Annotated in this window: 21 protein-coding genes and 1 pseudogene; 7 read left to right on the top strand and 15 right to left on the bottom strand. The window is 64.0% G+C overall.

All coding sequences use genetic code 11. The features are described 5' to 3' along the window. The 8 genes from LJ655_RS01895 to LJ655_RS01860 all read right to left on the bottom strand — a co-directional run bounded on the left by LJ655_RS01895 (position 1) and on the right by LJ655_RS01860 (position 7,566). Entirely contained in the window at positions 1-951 is a 951-nt protein-coding gene (locus LJ655_RS01895) for a DUF979 domain-containing protein (RefSeq protein WP_230559562.1), read from the bottom strand. After that, positions 948-1,640 carry a DUF969 domain-containing protein gene (locus tag LJ655_RS01890; RefSeq protein ID WP_230559561.1) on the bottom strand — a complete coding sequence of 231 codons (693 nt, stop codon included), beginning with the start codon at positions 1,638-1,640 and terminating at the stop codon, positions 948-950. The genes LJ655_RS01895 and LJ655_RS01890 overlap by 4 nt, the downstream gene beginning before the upstream one ends. A gap of 185 nt (positions 1,641-1,825) precedes the next feature. After that, positions 1,826-2,557 (bottom strand): DUF2278 family protein, encoded by a 732-nt coding sequence (locus LJ655_RS01885; RefSeq protein ID WP_230559560.1) that lies wholly within the window; start codon positions 2,555-2,557, stop codon positions 1,826-1,828. 167 nt (positions 2,558-2,724) lie between these two features. Next, on the bottom strand, positions 2,725-3,450 hold the full coding sequence (locus LJ655_RS01880) for an alpha/beta fold hydrolase (protein ID WP_230559559.1): 726 nt from the start codon (positions 3,448-3,450) through the stop codon (positions 2,725-2,727). A gap of 168 nt (positions 3,451-3,618) precedes the next feature. Then, positions 3,619-5,076, bottom strand: coding sequence for an aspartate aminotransferase family protein (locus LJ655_RS01875; RefSeq protein WP_230559558.1), 1,458 nt, complete (start codon positions 5,074-5,076; stop codon positions 3,619-3,621). A gap of 49 nt (positions 5,077-5,125) precedes the next feature. Beyond that, on the bottom strand, positions 5,126-6,496 hold the full coding sequence (locus tag LJ655_RS01870; protein ID WP_230559557.1) for a glutamine synthetase family protein: 1,371 nt from the start codon (positions 6,494-6,496) through the stop codon (positions 5,126-5,128). 206 nt (positions 6,497-6,702) lie between these two features. Further along, positions 6,703-6,924, bottom strand: coding sequence for a hypothetical protein (locus tag LJ655_RS01865; RefSeq protein WP_425605759.1), 222 nt, complete (start codon positions 6,922-6,924; stop codon positions 6,703-6,705). Between the two features lie 225 nt (positions 6,925-7,149). After that, a complete protein-coding gene (locus LJ655_RS01860; RefSeq protein WP_230559555.1) occupies positions 7,150-7,566 on the bottom strand; it encodes a cupin domain-containing protein in 417 nt (138 codons plus the stop codon). A gap of 176 nt (positions 7,567-7,742) precedes the next feature. On the opposite strand from LJ655_RS01860, the gene LJ655_RS01855 reads away from it, so the two are divergent. Next, positions 7,743-8,348, top strand: coding sequence for a peroxidase-related enzyme (locus tag LJ655_RS01855; protein ID WP_230559554.1), 606 nt, complete (start codon positions 7,743-7,745; stop codon positions 8,346-8,348). Positions 8,349-8,386: 38 nt separating this feature from the next. Here LJ655_RS01855 and LJ655_RS01850 read toward each other — a convergent pair. Continuing rightward, positions 8,387-8,542: pseudogene (locus tag LJ655_RS01850) on the bottom strand (LysR family transcriptional regulator); the annotation flags it as partial. A gap of 253 nt (positions 8,543-8,795) precedes the next feature. Here LJ655_RS01850 and LJ655_RS01845 point away from each other — a divergent pair. Further along, positions 8,796-9,509 carry a DUF899 family protein gene (locus LJ655_RS01845; RefSeq protein ID WP_230559553.1) on the top strand — a complete coding sequence of 238 codons (714 nt, stop codon included), beginning with the start codon at positions 8,796-8,798 and terminating at the stop codon, positions 9,507-9,509. A 27-nt stretch (positions 9,510-9,536) separates the two neighbouring features. Here the strand turns inward: LJ655_RS01845 and LJ655_RS01840 are convergent, their stop codons facing one another. Then, entirely contained in the window at positions 9,537-11,510 is a 1,974-nt protein-coding gene (locus tag LJ655_RS01840) for a putative bifunctional diguanylate cyclase/phosphodiesterase (RefSeq protein WP_230559552.1), read from the bottom strand. A gap of 543 nt (positions 11,511-12,053) precedes the next feature. Here LJ655_RS01840 and LJ655_RS01835 point away from each other — a divergent pair. Further along, on the top strand, positions 12,054-12,332 hold the full coding sequence (locus LJ655_RS01835; RefSeq protein WP_008917296.1) for an HU family DNA-binding protein: 279 nt from the start codon (positions 12,054-12,056) through the stop codon (positions 12,330-12,332). Positions 12,333-12,576: 244 nt separating this feature from the next. Here LJ655_RS01835 and LJ655_RS01830 read toward each other — a convergent pair whose 3' ends face one another. The 3 genes from LJ655_RS01830 to LJ655_RS01820 all read right to left on the bottom strand — a co-directional run bounded on the left by LJ655_RS01830 (position 12,577) and on the right by LJ655_RS01820 (position 15,575). Beyond that, a complete protein-coding gene (locus LJ655_RS01830; protein ID WP_329959670.1) occupies positions 12,577-13,695 on the bottom strand; it encodes a 3-deoxy-7-phosphoheptulonate synthase in 1,119 nt (372 codons plus the stop codon). A gap of 229 nt (positions 13,696-13,924) precedes the next feature. Continuing rightward, positions 13,925-14,800, bottom strand: coding sequence for a DUF72 domain-containing protein (locus LJ655_RS01825; protein WP_230559551.1), 876 nt, complete (start codon positions 14,798-14,800; stop codon positions 13,925-13,927). A 37-nt stretch (positions 14,801-14,837) separates the two neighbouring features. After that, positions 14,838-15,575 (bottom strand): TetR/AcrR family transcriptional regulator, encoded by a 738-nt coding sequence (locus LJ655_RS01820; protein WP_230559550.1) that lies wholly within the window; start codon positions 15,573-15,575, stop codon positions 14,838-14,840. Positions 15,576-15,823: 248 nt separating this feature from the next. Here LJ655_RS01820 and LJ655_RS01815 point away from each other — a divergent pair, with 248 nt between their 5' ends. Genes LJ655_RS01815 through LJ655_RS01800 form a run of 4 tightly spaced genes read left to right on the top strand, consistent with a single transcriptional unit; the run spans position 15,824 to position 21,622 of the window. After that, the gene (locus LJ655_RS01815) at positions 15,824-17,005 is read left to right on the top strand and encodes an isovaleryl-CoA dehydrogenase (RefSeq protein ID WP_230559549.1); all 1,182 of its coding nucleotides are present in this window, start codon (positions 15,824-15,826) and stop codon (positions 17,003-17,005) included. A gap of 52 nt (positions 17,006-17,057) precedes the next feature. After that, on the top strand, positions 17,058-18,665 hold the full coding sequence (locus tag LJ655_RS01810) for a carboxyl transferase domain-containing protein (RefSeq protein ID WP_230559548.1): 1,608 nt from the start codon (positions 17,058-17,060) through the stop codon (positions 18,663-18,665). Between the two features lie 49 nt (positions 18,666-18,714). Beyond that, the gene (locus LJ655_RS01805; RefSeq protein ID WP_230559547.1) at positions 18,715-19,500 is read left to right on the top strand and encodes an enoyl-CoA hydratase/isomerase family protein; all 786 of its coding nucleotides are present in this window, start codon (positions 18,715-18,717) and stop codon (positions 19,498-19,500) included. A gap of 52 nt (positions 19,501-19,552) precedes the next feature. Next, complete coding sequence (locus tag LJ655_RS01800) at positions 19,553-21,622, top strand: acetyl/propionyl/methylcrotonyl-CoA carboxylase subunit alpha (RefSeq protein ID WP_230559546.1); 2,070 nt, start codon at positions 19,553-19,555, stop codon at positions 21,620-21,622. A 37-nt stretch (positions 21,623-21,659) separates the two neighbouring features. Here LJ655_RS01800 and LJ655_RS01795 read toward each other — a convergent pair whose 3' ends face one another. Further along, positions 21,660-22,451: a phosphate/phosphite/phosphonate ABC transporter substrate-binding protein gene (locus LJ655_RS01795; protein ID WP_230559545.1), complete on the bottom strand. Its 792-nt coding sequence runs from the start codon at positions 22,449-22,451 to the stop codon at positions 21,660-21,662. 19 nt (positions 22,452-22,470) lie between these two features. Next, a complete protein-coding gene (locus tag LJ655_RS01790; RefSeq protein WP_230559544.1) occupies positions 22,471-22,749 on the bottom strand; it encodes a DUF1488 family protein in 279 nt (92 codons plus the stop codon). Positions 22,750-22,960 lie beyond the last annotated feature (211 nt).

The following is a 22,960-nucleotide window of genomic DNA, read 5'->3' as shown; positions in this document are numbered from 1 at the left end:
TCAGAAGCGGAATGCGAACACGTACAACAGTATGGTGTTGACCATCAGCAATAGTAAAGCGGTCGGCCATTGCGCCTTGATCACGCCGTTCTGGTCCTTCAGTTCGAGCAGCGCGGCGGGGACGATGTTGAAGTTCGCGGCCATCGGCGTCATCAACGTGCCGCAAAAACCGCACAGCATGCCGATCGCGCCGAGAATCGCGGGATTGCCGTTGAACTGATGCACGATCAAGGGCAGGCCGATGCCGGCCGTCATCACCGGAAACGCGGCGAACGCATTGCCCATGATCATCGTGAAGATCGCCATGCCGAACGTGTAGGCCGCCACGACCGCGAATGCGGAGTCGGCCGGTATCCACGCTTTCACGAGATCCGACACCACGTGACCGACGCCCGCGACCGCGAACAGCGCGCCGAGCGCGGCGAGCATTTGCGGCAGAATCGCGGCCCAGCCCACCGTATCCATGGTTTGCCGGGCGTCCTTCAGCGCATGCACGGGCGAGTCGCGCAACATGAAAAGCGCCGCGCCGAACGCGACCACCGTGCCGAGAACGAGCGAAATCAGCGTGACGTTCTTCGGTTCTATAAAGGGCGCGTATCTGAGCGTCAGCGTACCGGCCAGCGTGATGACCGGAATCAGCAGTGCCGGAATGAACAGCCGGTTGCCGAAGCGCTGCACGTTCGCTTCGCGCCGCGAGGCGGTTGCCTCGCCGTTGCTGTCGTTGCGGTCTTTGCCGAGCTTGCCGGAGCCCGCGATCAACGCGAGCGCGATGGCGAGGCACCCCGTCACGAAGTGCGGCAGCTCTCCGCCGAGCAGGAACGTGACCGCGTAAATTCCCCAGAACAGAAAGTTGACGACGCGCCGCGGGTTCGTACGGTCCTGCAGATTGAACAGCGCGAACGCGGCGAACATCAGGCCGGCGAGTACATAGAGTGATTCGAGCTTGATCATGATCGCGCCGCACTCAGTCTGAACGCGCTCATCTTGTGCGACAGGTTGCGGTCGAGCAGGATCAGCCGGGTCATGTGAATCAGGAGCGCGGCGATTGCGGTCGGAATCGCCCACACTGACACGTGCAGCGGCTCGACCGCGACGCCGTTCTGTTCGAGAAAGCCCTTGATGAGCAGGATCGACTGGATCGCGATGAAGATGTCCTCGCCGAAGAACACGGCGATGTTGTCGACCGCCGACGCGTTCGCGCGAATCTGCTGACGAACCTGATCGGGTAAGTCGCCGTGGCGGTTGGCGGCGGCCGCTTCGGCCATCGGCGCGATCAGCGGACGCACCATCTGCGCATGACCGCCTAGCGAGGTGAGGCCGAGCGCGGCCGTCACCTGGCGGATGACGAAGTAGAGCATCAGCACGCGGCCGGCGGTGGCCGCATGCAGGCGCGAGATCAGATTCCGCGCCTGTTCCTTTAGACCGTTGCGTTCGAGCAGCGCGATCACCGGCAGCGTGAGCCAGATCAGGCCCATGTAGCGGTTATCCGCGAACGCCTTGCCGAAGGCGCTCACGATCTCCACTGTGTGCAAGCCGCCGGCCATGCCGGTGGCGACGCCCGCGACCGTGACCACCAGCAGCGCGTTGAAGCGCAATGCGAAGCCGAGCACTACGATCGGCACGCCCATCAAAACCCACATGCGGCTCTCCTTGTTTCGTTCTCCAGACGACCTTGCATGCAATGACTGCGTCACGACGCAGCACGCATCGCGACGGAATCTAGCATGAGAATTTATTGATAAATAGCCGTTAAATTCTAATCATCGGGTAAACGTGAAGAAGGCGGCCGGGCGAGGCCGCCATGAGCCGCCAATGAGCCGCGCCTTTACTTCCCCAGAATGTAATCCGGCAACGCCACTGCGTTCGCAACCGGATCCCCGCTTGCATTGGTCGGCAGATACTGCGTCTGAAACGCGGTAAATATGGCGGCAAATCCATCGGCGCGCTGCACGATCACCGCGCCGTCCTGAAATGCGCCGTTTTCGGCGTAATGCGGCCCGGGCGGATTGCCCTGATTCATGTGGGTCTCGTGAAGTCCGTCCTTTTTCGGCAGAAACAGAAAGCCGAATCCATAGACCACGATGCCGGGCGAACTCGGTGTCCAGAAGTCGCGGTTATGCAACTGACCGCTGCCGTTGTCGAAAGGCAGGCTTTGCGACGGTTGGGTTTCGTCGATGGTCAGGATTTCGTCGATGATGTCGTTGACGTCGGCGCGATTGCCGTTTTGATCCTCGTAGGGAATGGGCCGCATCCGGTGGATGTCGAGCAGGCTGCTGTCCTGGAAGTAATCGAGCCGCGGAAAGCCGCTGGTGTAGAGACCAGGCTTCAATGCTTGAAGTTTGGCGGTTAGCGGATCGGCAAAGTTCAGATCGGCATAGAAGTAGACGTCGTCGTTACCGCTTGCGTCCGGTTGCGTCGAAGCCGAATTGACGACGATATTGAACGGCGTATCGTCGGTGCCGGACACTGTAATCACATAGTGCGGACTGCCCACATAAGAATCCTTGAAAGGCGCTGCGCGCAGCAGATTTCCCTTGAACATGCAGTATTCGTTCATAGCTGAAGGACCTCGTGCGAAAGTTGATCAGCGGAAAGCGACTCACGTCCAGGCAGCCGGTGCATTGCCGACATCGCATGCCAACGGCTCGAGACCCCGCAAAGCCGCAAACCGGTAAGCCATGCAGGCGGCCTTCGCCGGCGAAGGCCACGCGAACCTCGCGCAGATCAGCGAGCCGATCCAGAACCGGTCGCCCAGCGCGCCCATTCGACTAGCACCTCGGTCACATCGTCGGGCCGCTCCATCGTGCACATGTGACCGCTTCGTTCGATCACGCGCAACTTCGAGCCGCGAATCCGCGCGTGCATCTCCTCATGACGGGCGAGGGGACTCCATTGGTCATCGCGGCCGCACACGATCATCGTCGGGCACTCGATGTCGCGAAGCAGGGCAGTCGCATCGGGACGATCGAGCAAGGCGCGGATTTGCGCTGCGAATTGGTCCGGCGTGCTTCGCTCGATCATGTCGAGCACCGCCTCGTAGACTTCGGAATCGTGGCGATCGGCGTTGACCATGCCTGGGGCCCACTCTTTGCCCATTGCGCGCATGCCTTTCGTGCGTGCGATCTCGAGCAGTCTCAGTCGTTGCGCGCACTCGTTTTCGCCGGCCTCGCCGGCGGCGCGCGCCGTATAGCCGGTGTCGAGCAACGCGAGTCCGGCGACGCGCTCCGGTGCGCGTCGAAACACTTCGAGCGCGACCCGTCCTCCCATCGAATGACCCGCGACCAGCAGACGGTCTCCCTCCGCCGACTCGAGCACATAATCGGCCATCGCGCCGAGCGAGTCGCGCGTGCCATAGTCGGCCACGAAGCACGCGCCGAGCGCGCCGCGCTGGTCGGCCCACACTGCGTCGTCGCAGAGCAGGCCAGGAAGTAAAACGATTTGTGAGGTCATGGGTGGTCCTGTGATGCGCCAGACGGATAAAAGAAGCGGCGCCCAATGCGGCGCCATCGTCGAATAGTAACGGCGCGCGTGGAAAATATCGACCGATCCGGCATGCTTTGAACGTCCGGAAGACCAACGTAATGAGTGAATTGGCAGCACAGGCGCAACCGCACACCGCTATAGCGCGCCAAGCTCCCGCGCGGTTGCATCGATCGCGGTTTTGGCTTTCGAAACGATTTCGTCGATCTCCAGCCGGCTGATGACGAGCGGCGGCGACAGCAGCATCCGGTCGTCGCTCGCGCGCATGATCAGATTGCCGTTGAAGCAGAAATCGCGGCACATGGCACCGACATCGCCGCCGTTCGCAAAGCGCTTGCGCCGAAGCGGCTCCTCAGCGAGTTGCACTCCCGCAACGAGACCCGCGCCGCTGATTTCGCCAACGATCGGATGACCGGCGAAAGTCTGGCGCAGCTTCCGCTGAAAGTACGGACCTGTATCCGCTTTGACGCGCTCGACGATCCGCTCGTCGCGCAGCAGCTTCAGATTGGCGAGCGCGACGGCTGCGGCGACCGGATGCCCCGAGTAGGTGAAGCCATGATTGAAGTCGCCGTTGCCGATCAGCGCGCGAGCGACGCGATCATGCAAGCCGACGGCACCCATCGGCACATAACCGCTCGTCAGTCCCTTCGCGAGCGTGATCAGATCCGGCTCGAAGCCGAAGTACTGATGCGCGAACCATTCGCCGGTTCGGCCGAAGCCGCCGATCACCTCATCCGCGACGAGCAGCACCTCGTACTTGCGGCAAATGCGCTGGATTTCGGGCCAATAAGTCGCGGCCGGAAAGATCACGCCGCCCGCTCCCTGGAAAGGCTCACCGATAAACGCGGCGACATTGTCCGCGCCGAGATCGAGAATTTTCGCTTCCAGTTGCTGCGCGCGGGCCAGTGCGAATTCTTCCGGTGTCTGGTCGCTTGCCGCTTCGCCAAAGAAATAAGGCTGATCGATATGCACGATGTTCTCGACTTTCGACGGCATCTGTTCATGCATATAGGCCATGCCGCCGAGCGTGGCGCCAGCGATCGTCGAGCCGTGGTAAGCGTTCTTGCGCGCGATCACGAACTTCCTCGGTTTGCGTTGCGCCGCCCAATATTGATGGACGATGCGCAGCACGGTGTCGTTGCCTTCCGAGCCGCTGTTGCAGTAGAAGAAGTGCGTGAACGGCTGCGGTGTCAGTTCGGCCAGCAGGGCGGACAGTTCTATCACCGGCGGATGCGTCGTTCTGAAGAACGTGTTGTAGTAGGGCAGTTCCCGCATTTGCCGGTAGGCGGCGTCGGCCAGTTCCTTGCGGCCGTAGCCGACATTCACGCACCAGAGTCCCGCCATGCCGTCGATGATCCTGTTGCCGTCCGAGTCCGACAGGTACACGCCTCGAGCCTTGACGATCACGCGAGAGCCCGCGCGATTGAGCGAGCCCATATCCGAGAACGGATGAATGTGATGCGCGGCATCGAGCGCACGGTAATCGGCGGTGCTGCGTGAGGGCGCTGCCCATGCAAGTGCGTCGTTCCTGCCGGTACCGCTGACGCTGACGTCGGGCTTTTCCTCATCGATCGCGTCTTCAGTTTTATAGCTCATGGTGCCTCCGTCTTTTCAAGGTTTCTGTTGACCGATTGGGTGCCAGCACTCAGACGTGCAGCAGCAAGTGCCGGCGTTCCCACGAACTGATCACGCGGAAGAACGCTTCGTATTCGGTCTCTTTCAGTGCGAGATACGCGCGGACGAACTGCTCGCCGAGCACTTCGGCGATCGGCTCGCACGCGCTCATCAACGTCAGGCCTTCTTCGAGATTGCGCGGCAATTGATAGGGCAACGCATAGCCGTCGCTCGCCAACGGTTCAGTTGCGGCGAGCCGCTGCGTCATGCCGAGATAACCCGCCGCCAAAGTCGCGGCAATCGCCAGATACGGATTGCAATCGACCCCCGGAATGCGGTTCTCGATGCGGCGCGCAACCGGCGCGGAATGCGGCACGCGGAAGCCCACCGTGCGATTGTCGTAACCCCACGCGACGTTGATCGGCGCGGCCATGAAACGCGACAGCCGCCGGTACGAGTTGATGTAAGGCGCGAAGATCGGCATCAGCGCCGGCGTGTATTTCTGCAGGCCGGCGATATAGCCGCTGAAAAGGGCCGTTGGTTCGCCATCCGCGGCGGCGAACAGGTTGCGGCCGGTCTCCATGTCGACGAGACTTTGGTGCATGTGCATGTGCATGTGCATGTGCATGTGCATGTGCATGTGCATCGCCGAGCCCGGTTCGCCCTCCATCGGCTTCGCCATGAAAGTGGCGTACATCTTGTGACGCAATGTCGCTTCGCGCACGGTGCGCTTGAATAGAAACACGCTGTCGGCGAGTCTGAGCGGATCGCCATGCATGAAGTTGATTTCCATCTGCGCGGCGCCGACTTCGTGAATCAGTGTGTCGACTTCGAGCTCCTGCATGTCGCAGTACTCGTAAATGTCTTCGAATAGCGGATCGAACTCGTTGACCGCTTCGATCGAATACGCCTGGCGGCCAGTTTCCGCGCGACCCGTGCGCCCGACCGGCGGCTGCAACGGCAGGTCGGGGTCGCGATTCATGTCGACCAGATAGAACTCAAGCTCGGGCGCGATCACGGGCTTCCAGCCGCGTGCCCTGTACAGATCGAGAACGCGGCGCAATACGCAGCGCGGCGAGATGTTGACGGGCGTGCCGTCGAAATGAACGCAATCGTGTATGACCTGCGCGGTCGGATCGACCGCCCACGGAATCATCCTGATCGTGCTCGCGTCGGGCACGCACACCATGTCGGGGTCGGTGACGCCGGTCAGCGCATCGATTTTCGGGTAGTCGCCGGTCACGGTCTGAGTCATCACCGCCTGCGGCAGGCGCATCGACTCGCCGGATTCGAACTTGCTGCGCGGGATGATCTTGCCGCGCGCGATGCCGGCCATGTCAGGAATGATCGCTTCGATTTCGGTGACGTGATGCTTTTTCAGAAAGTCGTCGATGTCATGCATGATGGTTCTCTCTGTTTCGGGTTCGTTTTGCATAACGGATAGACGTGTCGATCCCACGCCTCCATTCAGAGGATCATGCGGTTCGATTGAAGCCCTCGCGATGCGCGGTAATCAGTCAGCGCCGCGCGGACGCAAGCAAGCAGCTCGCGAAAAGCGCGTGCAAACGAATGAATCGGGCTGTGGAAAGAGACGAAGGGAGAGAGGCGCTACGGCAGCAGCGAAGCGACTTCGTCTGTGCGCACGGCTATGAACGCACGCGCGGAGAGGACGTTGCGACGTCGAACGCAACGACGCGACAGGACGGTGATGACGGACAGAAAGCGACGTAACGCAAGGCTGCCGTTGCTGCCGTCGGCGATGGCGCCGTCAGCGCAAATGCCGCGCGCCTGACTGCGATTCCAATTCACCAAAGGGCCTCGGACTCTCACGATGACACTCGACTGGCGTAGTTGAGGGTATGGAAACGATCTGTTTCGGACGGGTTGATCGACAGAAAGCGCTGCTAAACAGTACTCACCAATTTTCGAACGCCGACTCGCGATCGCCCTATGGCAAGCATATACGAGCTAAAGATGCCGTCAATTCATTTTTAGAAACCGTCGATGCGGCATCGAAGCCGCCCTACAGCGCGCGTCCAGACGGTGCGGGGCGGCTCACGCATCCCCGGACGGATCATAGGGCACCACCTGTTCATGCTCGTCCGCATGATTGCGCGCGACGATCGCCCGGGCCGCGACGCTTGCGTCGAGATTGAACGGCTGATGCGGCACGCCCGGCGGAATGAACAGGAAGTCGCCCGGCTCGGTAATGACCGACTCACGCAAGCCAGGACCATAGCGCGTCTCGATCCGGCCTTCGAGCATATAGATCGCAGTCTCGTAGTCGGCGTGATAGTGCGGCTCCGCATGGCCGCCCGGCGGCACCACGACCATATACATCGACAGGCCGGTCGTGCCTGCGGTGCCAGCCGAAATACCGACGAAATAGGGCAGCCGCTGGGCCGTCGCCATTGCCTGGTCCGGGCGCACCTTGACGACAGGGGCCCGTGCATCGTGCGTCGTGTTTGACATGGTCGCTCCTTTCGTCGCCGCCGTGCGGGGCGGCTTCACGCATGCCGAACTGAAAGTCTAGACGATCCGGGCGGCAATGTCGGACGGGATCGAGCGGACATGTCGGACGCGAGCGGCCGCCAAAGCGCATGGCTAAAATGACTGGCATACCTTGGCAGAAATCACGGAGACCACTCATGGCCACGCTCGAGCCCATCAGCCGCTACCCGGTTCCCGAGCCGGGCGAGTGGCCCGAAGACATCCGCGCCCGCATTCTCGAAGTGCAGGAGAAAGCGGGCTTCGTGCCGAACGTGTTTCTGACGCTCGCGCATCGGCCCGACGAATTCCGCGCGTTTTTCGCCTATCACGATGCGTTGATGCTGAAGGAAGGCGGTCTCACGAAGGGTGAGCGCGAGATGATCGTGGTCGCGACGAGCGCGGTCAACGATTGTCTTTACTGCGTGGTCGCGCACGGCGCGATTCTGCGCATCTACGAAAAAGCGCCGTTGCTCGCCGATCAGGTCGCGGTCAATCATCGCAAGGCCGACATCACCGAGCGCCAGAAGGCGATGCTCGATTTCGCGCTGAAGGTATGCCGGGCGTCGGGCACGGTCGACGAAGACGACTTCCAGACGCTGCGCGGCCACGGCTTTACCGACGCAGACATCTGGGACATCGCGGCAATCACGGCGTTTTTCGGGCTATCGAACCGGATGGCGAACGTGATCTCGATGCGTCCGAACGACGAGTTCTATCTGATGGGCCGTGTGCCGAAAGCTGCGGCGCACGCGCCGAACAAGTAGCCGCAACTGAAGGTGCTGCGCAATCGCGGTTGGCCGTTTGCGATCGGCCGATCCGCGCGATGATTGGGCAGACGCTGCGTGCCGATCGCGCTCGGCGTGACGTTCAGCTCGGCGGCGGCGAGCTTGAAACTTTGATGCCTGCCGGCCGCTTCGAAAAAGCGAAGCGCGGGCAGGGGTGGCAGACGAAGCGGCATGTGCGTTCCCCAGGGCGGCCACGTCGTGCGCGGCGCGCGTGTCATGTGGCGCAAGCATACCGCGCGGTGACGCGTGACGAGGGCGCCGCCAAACGGCCGCCACAACCGCCGCGAACCATCACTTCGGAAAAACGTCGCCAGGCCCGTCGATTTTCCGCAGTCTGATTCGTCGTCGCTACAGGAGGGACGGCAAGCCGGACGCTCGGTGGCCTTCCGTCCGTTTTTCTCACGATTTCTCACAAGGAGATGGCTGATGAACGACGTAAACGCCTCAATGCAAACGCTGAAACCGGCGCGCGAACTGGCTGACCTGCCCCCGCGCTTTCCCGGCGAGAGCGCCGAGTATCGACGCGCGCGCAATGCGTTGCTGGCCGAGGAGATCGAACTGCGCCGCATGATCGAGCGCGTCGCCGCGCAACGCCGCGCCCTGCCGCCGGGCGGGATCGTGCCCGAGGATTATCGCTTCGAGGGCGAAGCGGGCCCGGTGACGCTGTCGCAACTGTTCGGCCAGCACGACACGCTCGTCATCTACAACTGGATGTTCGGGCCGCAACGCGAGCGGCCGTGTCCGATGTGCACGTCGCTGCTGAGCGCGTGGGACGGCGAAATGCCCGATATCCTGCAGCGCGTCGCGTTCGCGGTGGTCGCCCGCTCGCCGATCGAGCGGCTCGTCGCGTTCAAACGCGAGCGCGGCTGGCGGCATCTGCGGCTCTATTCATCGGGCGGCAACACGTTCAATCGCGTCTACGGCTTCGAAGATCCCGCTGGCGACGATGTTCCCGCACTCAATGTGTTCACGAATACGGGCGGCGTCGTGCGGCATTTCTGGGCCGGCGAGATGGGGCCGGAGACTGCGGACCCCCGTCAGGATGCGCGCGGCGCGCCCGATCTGATGCCGCTTTGGACGATCCTCGACATGACGCCCGGTGGCCGCGGCACCAACTGGTATCCGAAGCTGACGTATTGACCGGCGCCGCTGTCGAGCGCTTGAAAGCTACGTCTGCGTCTGCGTCGCGCGGCGCTGCGCGAGCGCGGTCAATAAAAACGTGCCGACCGCGCTCGCCCGCATCGGCAGGCTGAAAAGGTAGCCTTGCACCGCGCGCGCGCCGAGCGCCTTCACGACCTCGGCCTGCAACGGCGTTTCGAGTCCTTCCACCACGCATTCGAGTCCGAGGTTGCGGCACAGGTCGATCACGGATTTGACGATCTTCTTCGACGCGCTGTTGATATCGACGTCGGTCACGAAGCTGCGGTCGATCTTGATGGTGTCGAACGGCAGCCGATGCACGTAGCTGAGGCTCGAATAGCCGGTGCCGAAATCGTCGAGCGACATCCGGCAGCCGGCCTGCTTGAGCATCGTCATCGCGCTATGCGCCTGCTCGAAATCGCGCGTCAACGCGGTTTCGGTGATTTCGAACGTCACACGATGCGGCGACACGCCGCTCGCCGCGACGATGTCGATCAGGCGACGCGCGCGCGCCGACGTCGAGATATCGATCGCGGACAGGTTGAACGACAGATACAGATCGGCCGGCCATTGCGCGACCTCGGCGAGCGCCTGGCGTAGCAGCACGTCGGTGATGCCGAGAATCAGCTCGGTACGTTCTGCGATCCGAATGAATTCCTCCGGCCTGACCATGCCGATCCGCGCGTTGTGCCAGCGGCCGAGCGCTTCGAGTCCGATCGGCTGGCGCGTGAGCAGATCGTAGATCGGCTGGAACTCGAGAAATAGTTCTGCTTCGAGGTCCGCGTGGCGCAGTTCCTGCGTGACGAGGCTCAGACGCCGCATCCGCGTTTCGTGTTCGGTCGAGAAGATCACCGGCATGCCGCGGCGGTTTTCCTTGCCGACGTAGAGCGCGGCATCGGCGCGCTCGAACACCTGCGCGACCGTCGAGCCCGCTTCGGGAAACGCGGCCCAGCCGATCGTGCCCGACAGTTCCGCGACATTGTCTGCGACCTGATACGGCTGACTGAGCGCGTCGCAGATACGCTGCCCCAGCTCGACCAGCGCCTCGTTCGACAGCTTGTGACGCACGATCGCCCCGAATTCATCGCCGCCCAGACGGGCGAACATCAGGCCCGTTTCGGCGATCGACAGAAGTCGCGTGCCGACTTCCTGCAACACGAGATCGCCGCTCGCGTGACCGTAGATGTCGTTGACCTGCTTGAAGCCGTCCAGATCGATGAGCCCGACGTTGAAGCCGCCGCCGTTTTCGAGCGCCTGCTCCGCTATCGCGTGCAGCGTCGAGAAGAAACTGCGCCGGTTCGGCAGGCCGGTCAGACTGTCGAGGTTCGCGAGCCGGTAATTGTCGTCGCTGAGCCGTTGGGTGTTTTTCTGGCTCGCCCGCAGTTCGCGTTGCGCGTTCACCGCATCCGCGAACGTGCGCCAGTAAAGCTGGATGACCACCGCGAGCGCGACGCCGACCAGCGTCATGTCGATGGCCATCGCGAAGAACACCGACGAGCCGCTCGAGACGAGGAACCCGGAGAAACCGAGGATGACGAGGCAAAGCAGCAGAAGCGCGGGCTTGCGAAGATGGATCAGGCAGAACATGCTGCCGACCAGCGTCGTGGCCATATAGAACGCGACCTGCGCCTGTTGGGATGCGGTGCCGTACGGGAACAGCAGCAGCGACCAGCTGGTGAACGCCACGCCGAACAGGCCGACCAGCCACGTCACCGCGCGCAATTCGCGGACCGCCTGCGCGTCGGTCATCGTACGGTTGCGCCTGCGCCACCAGCGCACGCAGCGAAGCAGGCACAGCACGCCGAGCGCCGCGGGGATGTACAGGCACAGCCAGTCCGGCGCGCTACCCAGATGCGTCGCCGCGACCGCCGCCGTGTTGACGAGCAGAATGAAGTAGAGAAGCGGTATCTGGCGGCTGAACGCATGCAACTGGGCATGCATGAGCTCCCGGTCGCCTTCGACGACCGATAGCATCTTCTTCAATCTCGCAAGCCGAACCATTCCCATCCCTTTAACGTTTGCGCGCTAAACGCAGCTGTGTATATCGGCGAGATGCCGCTTAACTTGAGCGCTTTGCCGGGAGAAAAAGCATTAAACCCAAAGGTTGGGAATCCGGCTGCACGCGGAGGAATCAAAGGCGGTAAGTACTACCTGGCGGCATGCGTTCGTGGCGCTGGAGCCAGGCGTTTGTGCCGGATTCCGGGTTCTCGCCGATGGTTAATTTGCAACGCCTGCCAGAACGACCCGCCCGCGCTTCGCCAGGTTAGCAATCGTGAGGGCAAGCGCGCCCACGCTCGTTGGCCGCGCGCTAAAGCACTGAAATTGCAACGGATTGTGATGCGCGAGGATGGCACCCGAGGCGGCGCGCACGCATAAGCCCTCGATTCTTATGGCAGTTTGGGGCGGAAAACCGCCAGATTCCCGCCTCTGCGTTGATACAAGCCTTACACCAAGGGTTTGCGCGAAAGTGCGCCTATGCGTTAGTGTGTCGGTCCCGGCGCCTCAGAAGGGCGCCGATTCCATGATTACCATACGGGAAGTGCTATGAACAAACAGGAACTGATTGATGCAGTCGCCGCAACGACGGGCGAAAGCAAAGCGGCAACCGGCCAGACCATCGACGCGATCGTCGAGGCAGTGACCAAGGCCGTGGTGAGCGGCGACACGGTGCAACTGGTCGGTTTCGGTTCGTTCTCGACCGGCGCGCGCGCAGCGCGCGTGGGCCGCAATCCGTCGACGGGCGAGGAAATCCAGATCGCCGCGGCCAAGACGGTGAAGTTCACCGCAGGCAAGGCGTTCAAGGAAGCCGTCAACGCGTCGTAAGTTACGCGCTTCACGCCGGAGCATTCCCGGTGCGCTCCGCAGCCCTGCTGTGAGGCGCGCGCCTGCATGATGCGTCGGGCGTGAGGATCACGCGCTGCCCGCCGGCCAGGCGGTTCGCCTGGAGGCTGGCGCGGCGCGTGTGCCTGGCACTTGGGGCCAGGCGTTCCCGGGCTCGATCGGTTTTGATCGGGTTGCGAGCGGACCCGCAGCCGGATCGCGGTCTCGTGGTCCGTGCGTCGCGCTGTCAGCCCGCGCGACGCGTGCGGGTCGCCGCGGCGAGCGTGGCGAGCACCGGTTCGGTTTGCGCCCAGCTCACGCAGGCATCCGTAATCGACACGCCGTAACGCAGCGGCACACCGGCCTTCAGATCCTGACGGCCTTCTTCCAGATGACTTTCGAGCATCACGCCCATGATGCGGCTCTCGCGCGCCGACAGTTGCCGCGCGATATCGTCCGCGACTTCGATCTGCCTGAGGTGCGACTTGTTCGAGTTCGCATGCGAGCAGTCGATCATGACCTGCTCGCGCAGACCGGCTGAACGCAGCGCTTCGCACGTCGCCTGGACCGACGCGCTGTCGTAGTTTGGCCCCTTCTTGCCGCCGCGCAGAATCACGTGTGCGTCATCATTGCCGCGCGTCTCGAAGATCGCGGCCATGCCCATTTTCGTCATGCCCATGAACGCGTGGCTCGCGCGCGCCGCGACGATCGCGTCGGCGGCGATCTGCACGCCGCCGTCGGTGCCGTTCTTGAAGCCGATCGGGCAGCTCAATCCCGACGCGAGCTGCCGATGGCTTTGGCTCTCGGTCGTGCGCGCGCCGATCGCACCCCACGCGATCAGATCGGCGATGTATTGCGGGCTCAGCAGGTCGAGGAATTCGGTCGCGGTCGGCAAGCCCAGGCCGTTGATGTCGAGCAGCAACTGCCGCGCGAGACGCAGGCCTTCGTTGATCCGGAAGCTGCCGTCGAGCCGTGGATCGTTGATATAGCCCTTCCAGCCGACCGTCGTGCGCGGCTTCTCGAAGTACACGCGCATCACGATCAGCAGGTCGTCTTTGTAATGATCGGCGGCGGCTTTCAGCTTGCGCGCGTATTCGATCGCCTGATCGTGATCGTGGATCGAGCAGGGACCGGTGATCAGCACGAGCCGGTCGTCGCGGCCGTGCAGAATGTCGGCGATTTCGACGCGAGTCTTCTCGACCAGCGTCTGCACCGTGGGCGGCACCGGCAGTTCGTCCTGCAGCAGCGCGGGTGAAATCAGCGGACGAACCGCGCCGATGCGCGTGTCGTCGATGCGCGTGGTGTCCTGGGTGGCGTCGGCCGAGCCGACTTCCTGATCGTGCAGGGGGTTGTCGAGGGCGCTCAAGATGTACTCCGCAATCGGTTGGTGAGGCGGTCTCGCCGCCTGAATATGCGAGCGTCGCCGCGACGAGGCCGCGGGCGCTGCGTGGGTTTGACGTGGACCGTGCGGGGCGGGTCGCGTCAGGCCTCGGGCGAGGATTGACGCAAAGCCGACGCGACCGCGCACGGTTGCGCTGGCGCGATTATGACACCCGCGCCGGTCCGCAGGCATGCGGGCAGGCGCCGCGGCGGATTCAGAGCTTCTGGATCAACGCCATCGCGGCGGCCGGATTGCGCTCCTTGAAACCGCTGATCACGTACAGGTAGACGTCGCGCGCGGCGGCGTTCGCGGCCGGCTCCGCGCAGGTTTCGAGATCGTCCGGCGTGGTGCCGGCGGCGAGCTGGCGCACGCGCTCGGCCCATGCGCCGAGCGCTTTCGTCGAATAGCCTTTGGCGTGGGTGTCGCGCGTGCCCATGATGCGCGCGTAGACGAACGGTGCGGTGAGATCGGCGATCTGCGGATACTCGCTGTCTGCCGCAAGCACGACCGCGACCTTGTGCCGGCGCGCGAGCGCGATGAATTCCGGCGTCCTGAAGGAGTCGTGACGGACCTCGACTGCATGCCGCAGCGCCTGTCCTTCGATGCTCGCGGGCAACAGCTTCAGAAAGGCCTCGAAATCGTCGCGGTCGAATTTCTTGGTGGGCGCGAACTGCCAGTTGATCGGCCCAAGTTTCTGTTTGAGCAGTAGCACGCCGCTAGCGAAGAAGCGCTCGATCGTTTCGCCCGCTTCGGCGAGCACCTTGCGGTTGGTCGCATAGCGCGGCGCCTTCAGTGAGAACACGAAATCGTCGGGCGTTTCCTGATACCACTTCTCGTAGCTGGCCGGTTTCTGCAAACCGTAGAACGTGCCGTTGATTTCGATCGATGTCAGATGCCGGCTCGCATATTCGAGCTCGCGGCTCTGCGGGAGGTTCTCCGGATAAAACGGCCCGCGCCACGGCGCGTAGGTCCACCCGCCGATGCCGATGCGGATGCGTGCCGAGGAGCCGGATCGTGACGGGGTCTTCGCCGGCGCTTTTCTGGTGGCGCGGGGCTGGCTGCTTTCCTTCGCGCTTTTCGCTACGGGCACTGGGGCTCTCCTTCGCTGCGGCGGGAAAGCTCGTAGATTAGTCGTTTTTCTCGCGGCGCGCGGCGCTGGCTTCGTCGAACCGGCGGCTCGCTTCGGCCACATCCATGCGAAAGCGCTGCAATGCACTCAGCGCCAGATCAGGCGGCGTCAGCGCGGCCCACAGCACGTCGATCAGCTGGTCGGCGGTCGCGTCGATATCGATCTGGCGGTTGGTCAGCGTCGCGTCCCATAGCACGTGCTCCATCGGCCCGAACACCATCGAGCGCAACAGGCGCAGCGGCACGTCGGCGCGTATCTCGCCGCTTTGCTGGCCCTGCGCGAGCACGCGCATCAACGGCGCGGTGTAGCGGCGCTGCAGTTCGGTCAGCGCCTCGCTCAGTTCGTGATGCCGCGCGCGGCCCTCGGACAGCACCAGCGCGCACAGGTCGGTGCCGTTGACGAGCATCAGCCGCAGATGCATGCGCACGATGAACGCGAACTGCTGGCGCACGCTACCGTCGCGCGGCAGGCCCGCTTCGATCGCGTCGATGATCTCGTCGTACCAGTCGCCGATGACACGAGCGCACAGTTCGCGCTTGCCGCGAAAGTAGCTGAACACCGTCGCCTCGGAAATGCCGAGGCGCTGCGCGATTTCCGCGGTCGTCGCGCGTTCGTAGCCCCGTTCGGAGAACACGTCCCGGCCCGCCTGAAGAATCTCCTTCACGCGCTGCTGCGACTTGCGCCCGGCCGGCTTGCGACGCGAGACAGGTAATCCGGCCTTCTCGGCAACCGTCATATGAGTCAGATTCAGATTTTTGATGAAGATGGAGGCTCAACGCGGCATGTGCACGCCGCTCATATGCCAGATGAGCGCGATGATAGCGCCGAATTCGTGCGTTGGCGCGGTTTTGTCAGTTTTCTGAGTAACACTCAAAAATACCGCTTGACGCTTACGTCAATCTGGCGTGAAATGCCCCTTGATATGCTTTCGCGCGCCGCTTCGCGTTGCATGAACGGCCGCCCACGAACCCAGGAGACACCGCAATGCCCAATCTGCCCGGTTTGCAGTTCCCGCTTGGCGAAGAAATCGAAATGCTGCGCGACAGCATTGCGTCGTTCGCCGCCAAAGAAATCGCGCCGCGCGCGGGAGAAATCGATCGCACCGATCAGTTTCCGATGGACCTCTGGCGCAAGTTCGGCGATCTCGGCGTGCTCGGCATGACGGTCTCCGAAGAATACGGCGGCGCGAACATGGGCTACACGGCGCACATGGTCGCGATGGAAGAAATCTCGCGCGCGTCGGCATCGGTCGGCCTCTCGTATGGCGCGCATTCGAACCTGTGCGTGAACCAGATCCATCGCAACGGCACCGAGGCGCAGAAGCGCAAGTATCTGCCGAAGCTCGTGTCGGGCGAGCACGTCGGCGCGCTCGCGATGAGCGAACCGAACGCGGGCTCTGACGTGGTCAGCATGAAGCTGCGCGCCGAGAAGAAGGGCGAGCGCTACGTGCTGAACGGCACCAAGATGTGGATCACCAACGGCCCCGATTGCGACACGCTGGTCGTCTATGCGAAGACCGATCCCGAAGCGAATTCGCGCGGCATTACGGCCTTCATCGTCGAGAAGGGCATGAAGGGTTTCTCGGTCGCGCAGAAGCTCGACAAGCTCGGCATGCGCGGCTCGCATACCGGCGAACTCGTGTTTCAGGACGTCGAGGTGCCGGAGGAAAACATCCTCGGGACATTGAACGGCGGCGCCAAAGTGCTGATGAGCGGTCTCGATTACGAGCGCGCGGTGCTCGCGGGCGGCCCGACCGGCATCATGGTCGCGGTGATGGACGCGGTCGTGCCGTACATCCACGATCGCAAGCAGTTCGGCCAGCCGATCGGCGAATTCCAGCTGATCCAGGGCAAGGTCGCCGATCTGTACACGACCTTGCAGGCATGCCGCGCATATCTGTACGCGGTGGGCCGCCAGCTCGACACGCTCGGCAACGAGCACGTGCGCCAGGTGCGCAAGGACTGCGCGGGCGTGATTCTGTACACGGCCGAAAAGGCGACGTGGATGGCTGGCGAGGCGATCCAGATTCTCGGCGGCAATGGCTACATCAACGAGTATCCGGTCGGGCGACTGTGGCGCGATGCGAAGCTTTACGAAATCGGCGCGGGCACGAGCGAGATTCGCCGCATGCTGATCGGCCGGGAGCTATTCGCAGAAACGCTGTGATCCGAGGGCGCGCGAGCCCCATGAATAAGCGGCCCTCCGGAGAAGCCACGTCATGCCGATCATCGAATCAAAACTGAACCCGCGCTCGGACGATTTCCGCGCGAACGCCGCGGCGCTCGAAGCGCTCGTCGCCGATCTGCGCGCAAAGGTCGAGCAACTCGCGCAAGGCGGCGGCCAGGCCGCGCGCGACAAGCACACGAGCCGCGGCAAACTGCTGCCGCGCGAGCGCATCGCGCAACTGCTCGATCCGGGCACGCCGTTTCTCGAACTGTCGCAGCTTGCCGCGTACGGCATGTATAACGACGACGCGCCGGGCGCCGGCCTCATCACCGGTATCGGCCGCATCGCGGGGCAGGAGTGCATGATCGTCTGCAACGACGCGACGGTCAAAGGCGGCACCTACTATCCGGTCACCGTGAAGAAGCACGTGCGCGCGCAGGAAATCGCCGGCGAAAACCGCTTGCCGTGCGTGTACCTCGTCGACTCGGGCGGCGCGAACCTGCCGAACCAGGACGAGGTGTTTCCCGATCGCGATCACTTCGGCCGCATCTTCTACAACCAGGCGAATCTGTCGGCGGCGGGCATCCCGCAGATCGCGGTCGTGATGGGCTCGTGCACCGCGGGCGGCGCGTATGTGCCGGCCATGAGCGACGAGTCGATCATCGTGAAGAACCAGGGGACGATTTTTCTCGGCGGTCCGCCGCTCGTCAAAGCCGCGACCGGTGAAGTGGTGAGCGCCGAAGACCTCGGCGGCGGCGACGTGCACACGCGTCTGTCGGGCGTCGTCGATCATCTCGCGCAGAACGATGCGCACGCGCTCGGGATTGCGCGCAGCATCGTCGGCAATCTGAACCGCGTGAAGCCCGCGCCGCTCGTGCTGCAGGAGCCGAAGCCGCCGCGCTACGACACGCAGAGCATCTACGGCGTGATTCCCGTCGATACGCGCAAGCCGTTCGATATCCGCGAGGTAATCGCGCGCATCGTCGACGATTCCGCGTTTGATGAATTCAAGGCGCGCTACGGCACGACGCTCGTATGTGGCTTTGCGCATATCTGGGGGCACCCGGTCGGCATCGTCGCGAACAACGGCATTCTGTTTTCGGAGTCGGCGTTGAAGGGCACGCACTTCATCGAGCTGTGTTGCCAGCGCAAGATTCCGCTCGTGTTTCTGCAGAACATCACGGGCTTCATGGTTGGCCGCAAGTATGAGAACGAAGGCATCGCGCGCAACGGCGCGAAGATGGTGACGGCCGTTGCGACCGCGAAGGTGCCGAAGTTCACGGTGATCATCGGGGGCTCGTTCGGCGCGGGCAACTACGGCATGTGCGGCCGCGCGTATTCACCGCGCTTCCTGTGGATGTGGCCGAACGCGCGCATCTCGGTGATGGGCGGCGAGCAGGCGGCATCGGTGCTCGCCACCGTCAAGCGCGACGGCATCGAAGCGAAGGGCGGCAACTGGAGCGCGGAGGAAGAGGAGGCGTTCAAGCAGCCGATTCGCGAGCAATACGAGCAACAGGGTCATCCTTACTACGCGAGCGCGCGTCTGTGGGACGACGGCGTGATCGACCCCGCGCAAACCCGTGACGTGCTCGGTCTCGGCCTGTCGGTGGCAATGAACGCGCCGATCGAAGAGACACGCTTCGGCGTGTTCAGAATGTGATGGCGCGCGGTTTCACGAAGCGATCAAGCAAGGCAAAGGAGTGCTGCGCATGCAATACGAAACGCTGAAGGTCGAGGTTGCCGGCGCGATCGCGACGGTCACACTGAATCGTCCGGATGTGCGCAACGCGTTCAACGAAACGATGATCGCCGAGTTGACCGCCGCGTTCACCATGCTCGATGCGCGCGACGACGTGCGCGCGGTCGTGCTCGCCGCGAACGGCAAGGCATTCTGCGCGGGCGCCGACCTGAACTGGATGAAAAAAATGGCCGGCTACTCGGACGACGAGAACCGCGCCGATGCGATGCGGCTCGCGGGCATGCTGTCTGCCGTGTATCGCTGCAACAAGCCGGTGATCGCGCGCGTGAACGGCGACGCGTACGCGGGCGGCATGGGCCTGATTGCCGCGTGCGATATCGTCGTCGCGGTCGACAGCGCACGCTTCTGCCTGTCCGAAGCCCGGCTCGGGCTGATTCCCGCGACGATCGCGCCTTACGTGATTCGCGCGCTCGGCGAGCAGGCGTCGCGGCGCTACTTCGTCACCGCCGAGGCGTTCGACTGCGCGAGCGCGTTGCGTCTGGGTTTGGTCAGCGAGGCGGTGAGCGCCGAGCAACTCGATGCAACGGTCGCGCAACTCGCGCAGACCTTGTGCGCGAACGGTCCGCAAGCGGTGCGCGCGTGCAAGCGGCTCGTGCAGGACATCGCGGGCCGCGAACTGAGCGACGCGCTGATCGAGGACACGGCCGCACGTATTGCGAAAACGCGCGCTGGCGCCGAAGGCCGCGAAGGCGTCGCGTCGTTCCTCGAAAAACGCGCGCCCGGCTGGCGCAACTGAGATGCCCCGCTAACAACCACCGCCCCGTAGCGCCTATTTCATCGAGACACTCATGTTCAACAAGATCCTGATCGCCAACCGGGGCGAGATTGCGTGCCGCGTCGCCGCGACCTGCAAGCGGCTCGGCATCGCGAGCGTGGCCGTCTATTCCGACGCGGACGCCGACGCCAAACATGTTGCTGCCTGCGACGAAGCGGTGCATATCGGCGCCCCGGCGGCGGCGCAGAGCTATCTGCGCATCGAGCGCATCATCGAAGCGGCGCGCGCGACCGGCGCGCAGGCCGTGCATCCGGGCTACGGATTTTTGTCGGAGAACGAAGATTTCGCGCATGCGTGCGAGGCGGCCGGCATCGTCTTTATCGGACCGCCGGTCGGGGCGATTGCCGCGATGGGCTCGAAGGCCGCCGCGAAAGCGCTGATGCACGCGGCCGCGGTGCCGCTCGTGCCCGGCTATCACGGCGACGACCAGAACCCGCAGCTGTTGCAGCGCGAGGCGGACGCGATCGGCTATCCGGTGTTGCTGAAGGCGAGTGCGGGCGGGGGCGGCAAGGGCATGCGCGTGGTCGAGCGTAGCGCGGACTTCGCGGCCGCGCTGCTGTCATGCCAGCGCGAGGCGGCGAGCAGCTTCGGCAACGATCGCGTGCTGATCGAAAAATACCTGACGCGGCCGCGTCACGTCGAGGTCCAGGTGTTCGCCGATCAGCACGGCGGCGCGGTCTATCTGTTCGACCGTGACTGCTCGGTGCAGCGGCGTCATCAGAAGGTGCTCGAGGAAGCACCCGCGCCGGGGCTGTCCGCCGAACTGAAGCGCGCGATGGGCGAAGCGGCCGTGGCCGCCGCGCGCGCGGTCCACTATGTCGGCGCGGGCACTGTCGAGTTCATCATGACGCCGGGCGGCGAGTTCTATTTCATGGAAATGAACACGCGGCTGCAAGTCGAGCATCCCGTCACCGAGATGGTGACGGGACAAGACCTCGTCGAATGGCAGTTGCGCGTCGCCGCGGGCGAGGCGCTGCCGCTCACGCAGCAGCAACTGAAGCTCGACGGCCATGCAATCGAGGCGCGCATTTACGCCGAGCATCCGGCGCGCGGTTTCCTGCCGTCCACGGGGACGCTCAAGCATTTGCGCATGCCCGCGGGCGTCGAGTTCGCGATCGACGCGGCTGGACTCGGCGAGCCGGGACGCAAGGCGCCCGTGCGCATCGACAGTGGCGTGCGCGAGGGCGACACGATCACGCCGTTCTACGATCCGATGATCGCCAAGTTGATCGTCCATGGTGCGACGCGCGAGGAGGCGTTGGCGCGGCTCACGCGCGCGCTGCATGCGTGCGAGGTCGTCGGGCCGCATACGAACGTCGAGTTTCTGCGGCGCGTCGTCGCGAGCGAACCGTTCGCGAGCGGCGATCTCGACACGGGTTTGATCGAACGGCATCACGACGCCCTGTTCGCGCCGGCGAAGAAGCCGTTCAAGGAAGCGCTCGCGCTCGCGTGCGCCGCGCTGCTGACGCGCGAGGGCGGTACCGCGCACGGCGCGTCGCCGTGGGATGCGCTCTCGCACTGGCGGCTCAACAGCGGTTACACGCAAACGCTCGGCTGGCGCATGATCGGCGACGGTGCCGACGACCACAGCGACGCCCCGTTCACGGTCGTGTTCGCGCGCAACGGCGAAACGCAAGCGCTGGTTCAAACGCTCGAACACGACGGCGTGCGTGAGCCCTTCACATGGTCGCTCGGCGCAGGCGACCACGAATTCCGCGCAACGATCGGCGATGCGCGTGCGACGGGACGCGTGTTCGTCGATGGCGACAGGTTCCACGTGTTCTGCCTCGGCGAGACGCTTGCATTCGAATGGCAGAACCTGCTCGCGCATGCAGCGGACGCCGAGCACGGCGAAGGCCGTCTTACCGCGCCGATGCCGGGCAAGGTGATCGCGGTGCTGGTCGAGCCGGGCGCGGTGGTCGAGAAAGGCGCGCCGCTGATCGTGATGGAGGCGATGAAGATGGAGCATACGATCGGCGCGCCGGCGGCCGGCACTGTCGCGGAGGTGCTGTATGCGGTCGGCGATCAGGTCGCCGACGGCGCGCAACTGCTGGTGCTGGATGTGCAGCAGGCGAGTCAATGAGCGAGTCGATGAGCGAGTCAATGAGCGACGGTACCGCTCAGCCGAGCCGCGCGTAGCCCGCGGCGCGCGCCTCCCTTTCAAGCTCGTCGATGCGCGCGTAGTCGGTCAGTGGGAGCGTTGAAAAGCCCCTTAAGCGCAGGCGTTTTGCGCGCTCGGGTCGGCTCGCGAGGGTCTCGTTCAGCGCGTCGCGCAACGCGGCGATCGTCGCCCGCGACACATTGGCCGCGGCGATCAGAGGCAAGCCCGGCGACGCGGCGGTCATGCCGATCGCGCGCACGCGCCGCGCCAGTTCGGGCAGCAGGTCGCTCACGAAGGCGAAGGTCACGCAATCGATCGCGGCGACGTCCGCGCGGTTCTCGGCGACCGCGCGCAGCGAGTCCAGATGCGAGCCCGTGCGCAGCACCGCGCCGAAGAACATGCCGGCGTGCGCGAGCGGCGCGACCGCGTGCCGAAACGCGTTCATGCCGCTGTTCGAATCGTCCTGGTTGTAAGCGGCGCGCGCGCCGCGGCACGATGCGAGCGTGTCGAAGCGCGCGTCGGCGCGCGTGACCAGTACGCTCGAGTAATGTGCGCCGTCGCAGCCGGGCGCATCGAAGCAGGGGGTCGCGATCAACTGGACCTGCTTGTGCAGGCCATGCGTCAGCGGATAACCGCAGGTCTGCGAGATCAGCAGATTCGGGCGCCGCCAGAATCCGTGCAGCTCCTCGTCCGGTTCGACGATGCGGCAGGCGGGCTTGACCCGGCGCAGCACGTCGTCGAGCCACCCGCGCCATTCGAGGCCGAGTGCGGGTGTCACGTTGTACATCGGCAGGGCGGCGATCCAGCGCATGAAGGCGTTTCTAGTATGCCTAATGTCTGACCAGTTTGAATTCGTCGAGACCGAGCCGCACCGGCTCGCTCGGCGTGAACTGCCATCGCTGGGCGGCAACGGAGAGGATCTCATCCTGCGCATCCTCGAACGCGACCAGCAGGTCCTGCTTGCGACGGCTCGCGGCGCCGCAGAACTCCACCAGCGCGTCGGCGCTGACTTCGAAAATCTGTGCGCGATCATCGCAGCACACGCGGAACGCGACCGTCGCGCATTCCGTCACGCAGGGCCGAAACCCTTCATCGACATAGACTGACATGGCGAACTCCTTCGAACGCCTGAATCGACAGGATGACAAACCGCGCCTGCCAGGTATGTGGGAGAACCGGCATTGACGGCCAAACGCCCGGTGCCGCGGCGTTACCGCGGCGGGCACTGTTCGGAAAGCGCTTAAATCTGATGGAGTCGACGGGCGAACTGCTCGCCCGCCGTTCCCGCGCATGTTCCGTTTGCGAGCGCGATCCTGCTGC

Origin of the sequence: Paraburkholderia translucens (assembly GCF_020881035.1) — a bacterium.
GTDB classification, from domain to species: domain Bacteria; phylum Pseudomonadota; class Gammaproteobacteria; order Burkholderiales; family Burkholderiaceae; genus Paraburkholderia; species Paraburkholderia translucens.
This window is presented reverse-complemented; position numbering and strand designations above follow the sequence as displayed.

What these genes read in the sequence shown, in the direction of transcription:
- LJ655_RS01895 (WP_230559562.1), bottom strand. Translation starts at nt 951, where the DNA reads ATGATCAAGCTCGAATCACTCTATGTACTCGCCGGCCTGATGTTCGCC.
- LJ655_RS01890 (WP_230559561.1), bottom strand. Translation starts at nt 1,640, where the DNA reads ATGTGGGTTTTGATGGGCGTGCCGATCGTAGTGCTCGGCTTCGCATTG.
- LJ655_RS01885 (WP_230559560.1), bottom strand. Translation starts at nt 2,557, where the DNA reads ATGAACGAATACTGCATGTTCAAGGGAAATCTGCTGCGCGCAGCGCCT.
- LJ655_RS01880 (WP_230559559.1), bottom strand. Translation starts at nt 3,450, where the DNA reads ATGACCTCACAAATCGTTTTACTTCCTGGCCTGCTCTGCGACGACGCA.
- LJ655_RS01875 (WP_230559558.1), bottom strand. Translation starts at nt 5,076, where the DNA reads ATGAGCTATAAAACTGAAGACGCGATCGATGAGGAAAAGCCCGACGTC.
- LJ655_RS01870 (WP_230559557.1), bottom strand. Translation starts at nt 6,496, where the DNA reads ATGCATGACATCGACGACTTTCTGAAAAAGCATCACGTCACCGAAATC.
- LJ655_RS01860 (WP_230559555.1), bottom strand. Translation starts at nt 7,566, where the DNA reads ATGTCAAACACGACGCACGATGCACGGGCCCCTGTCGTCAAGGTGCGC.
- LJ655_RS01855 (WP_230559554.1), top strand. Translation starts at nt 7,743, where the DNA reads ATGGCCACGCTCGAGCCCATCAGCCGCTACCCGGTTCCCGAGCCGGGC.
- LJ655_RS01845 (WP_230559553.1), top strand. Translation starts at nt 8,796, where the DNA reads ATGAACGACGTAAACGCCTCAATGCAAACGCTGAAACCGGCGCGCGAA.
- LJ655_RS01840 (WP_230559552.1), bottom strand. Translation starts at nt 11,510, where the DNA reads ATGGTTCGGCTTGCGAGATTGAAGAAGATGCTATCGGTCGTCGAAGGC.
- LJ655_RS01835 (WP_008917296.1), top strand. Translation starts at nt 12,054, where the DNA reads ATGAACAAACAGGAACTGATTGATGCAGTCGCCGCAACGACGGGCGAA.
- LJ655_RS01820 (WP_230559550.1), bottom strand. Translation starts at nt 15,575, where the DNA reads ATGACGGTTGCCGAGAAGGCCGGATTACCTGTCTCGCGTCGCAAGCCG.
- LJ655_RS01815 (WP_230559549.1), top strand. Translation starts at nt 15,824, where the DNA reads ATGCCCAATCTGCCCGGTTTGCAGTTCCCGCTTGGCGAAGAAATCGAA.
- LJ655_RS01810 (WP_230559548.1), top strand. Translation starts at nt 17,058, where the DNA reads ATGCCGATCATCGAATCAAAACTGAACCCGCGCTCGGACGATTTCCGC.
- LJ655_RS01805 (WP_230559547.1), top strand. Translation starts at nt 18,715, where the DNA reads ATGCAATACGAAACGCTGAAGGTCGAGGTTGCCGGCGCGATCGCGACG.
- LJ655_RS01800 (WP_230559546.1), top strand. Translation starts at nt 19,553, where the DNA reads ATGTTCAACAAGATCCTGATCGCCAACCGGGGCGAGATTGCGTGCCGC.
- LJ655_RS01795 (WP_230559545.1), bottom strand. Translation starts at nt 22,451, where the DNA reads ATGCGCTGGATCGCCGCCCTGCCGATGTACAACGTGACACCCGCACTC.
- LJ655_RS01790 (WP_230559544.1), bottom strand. Translation starts at nt 22,749, where the DNA reads ATGTCAGTCTATGTCGATGAAGGGTTTCGGCCCTGCGTGACGGAATGC.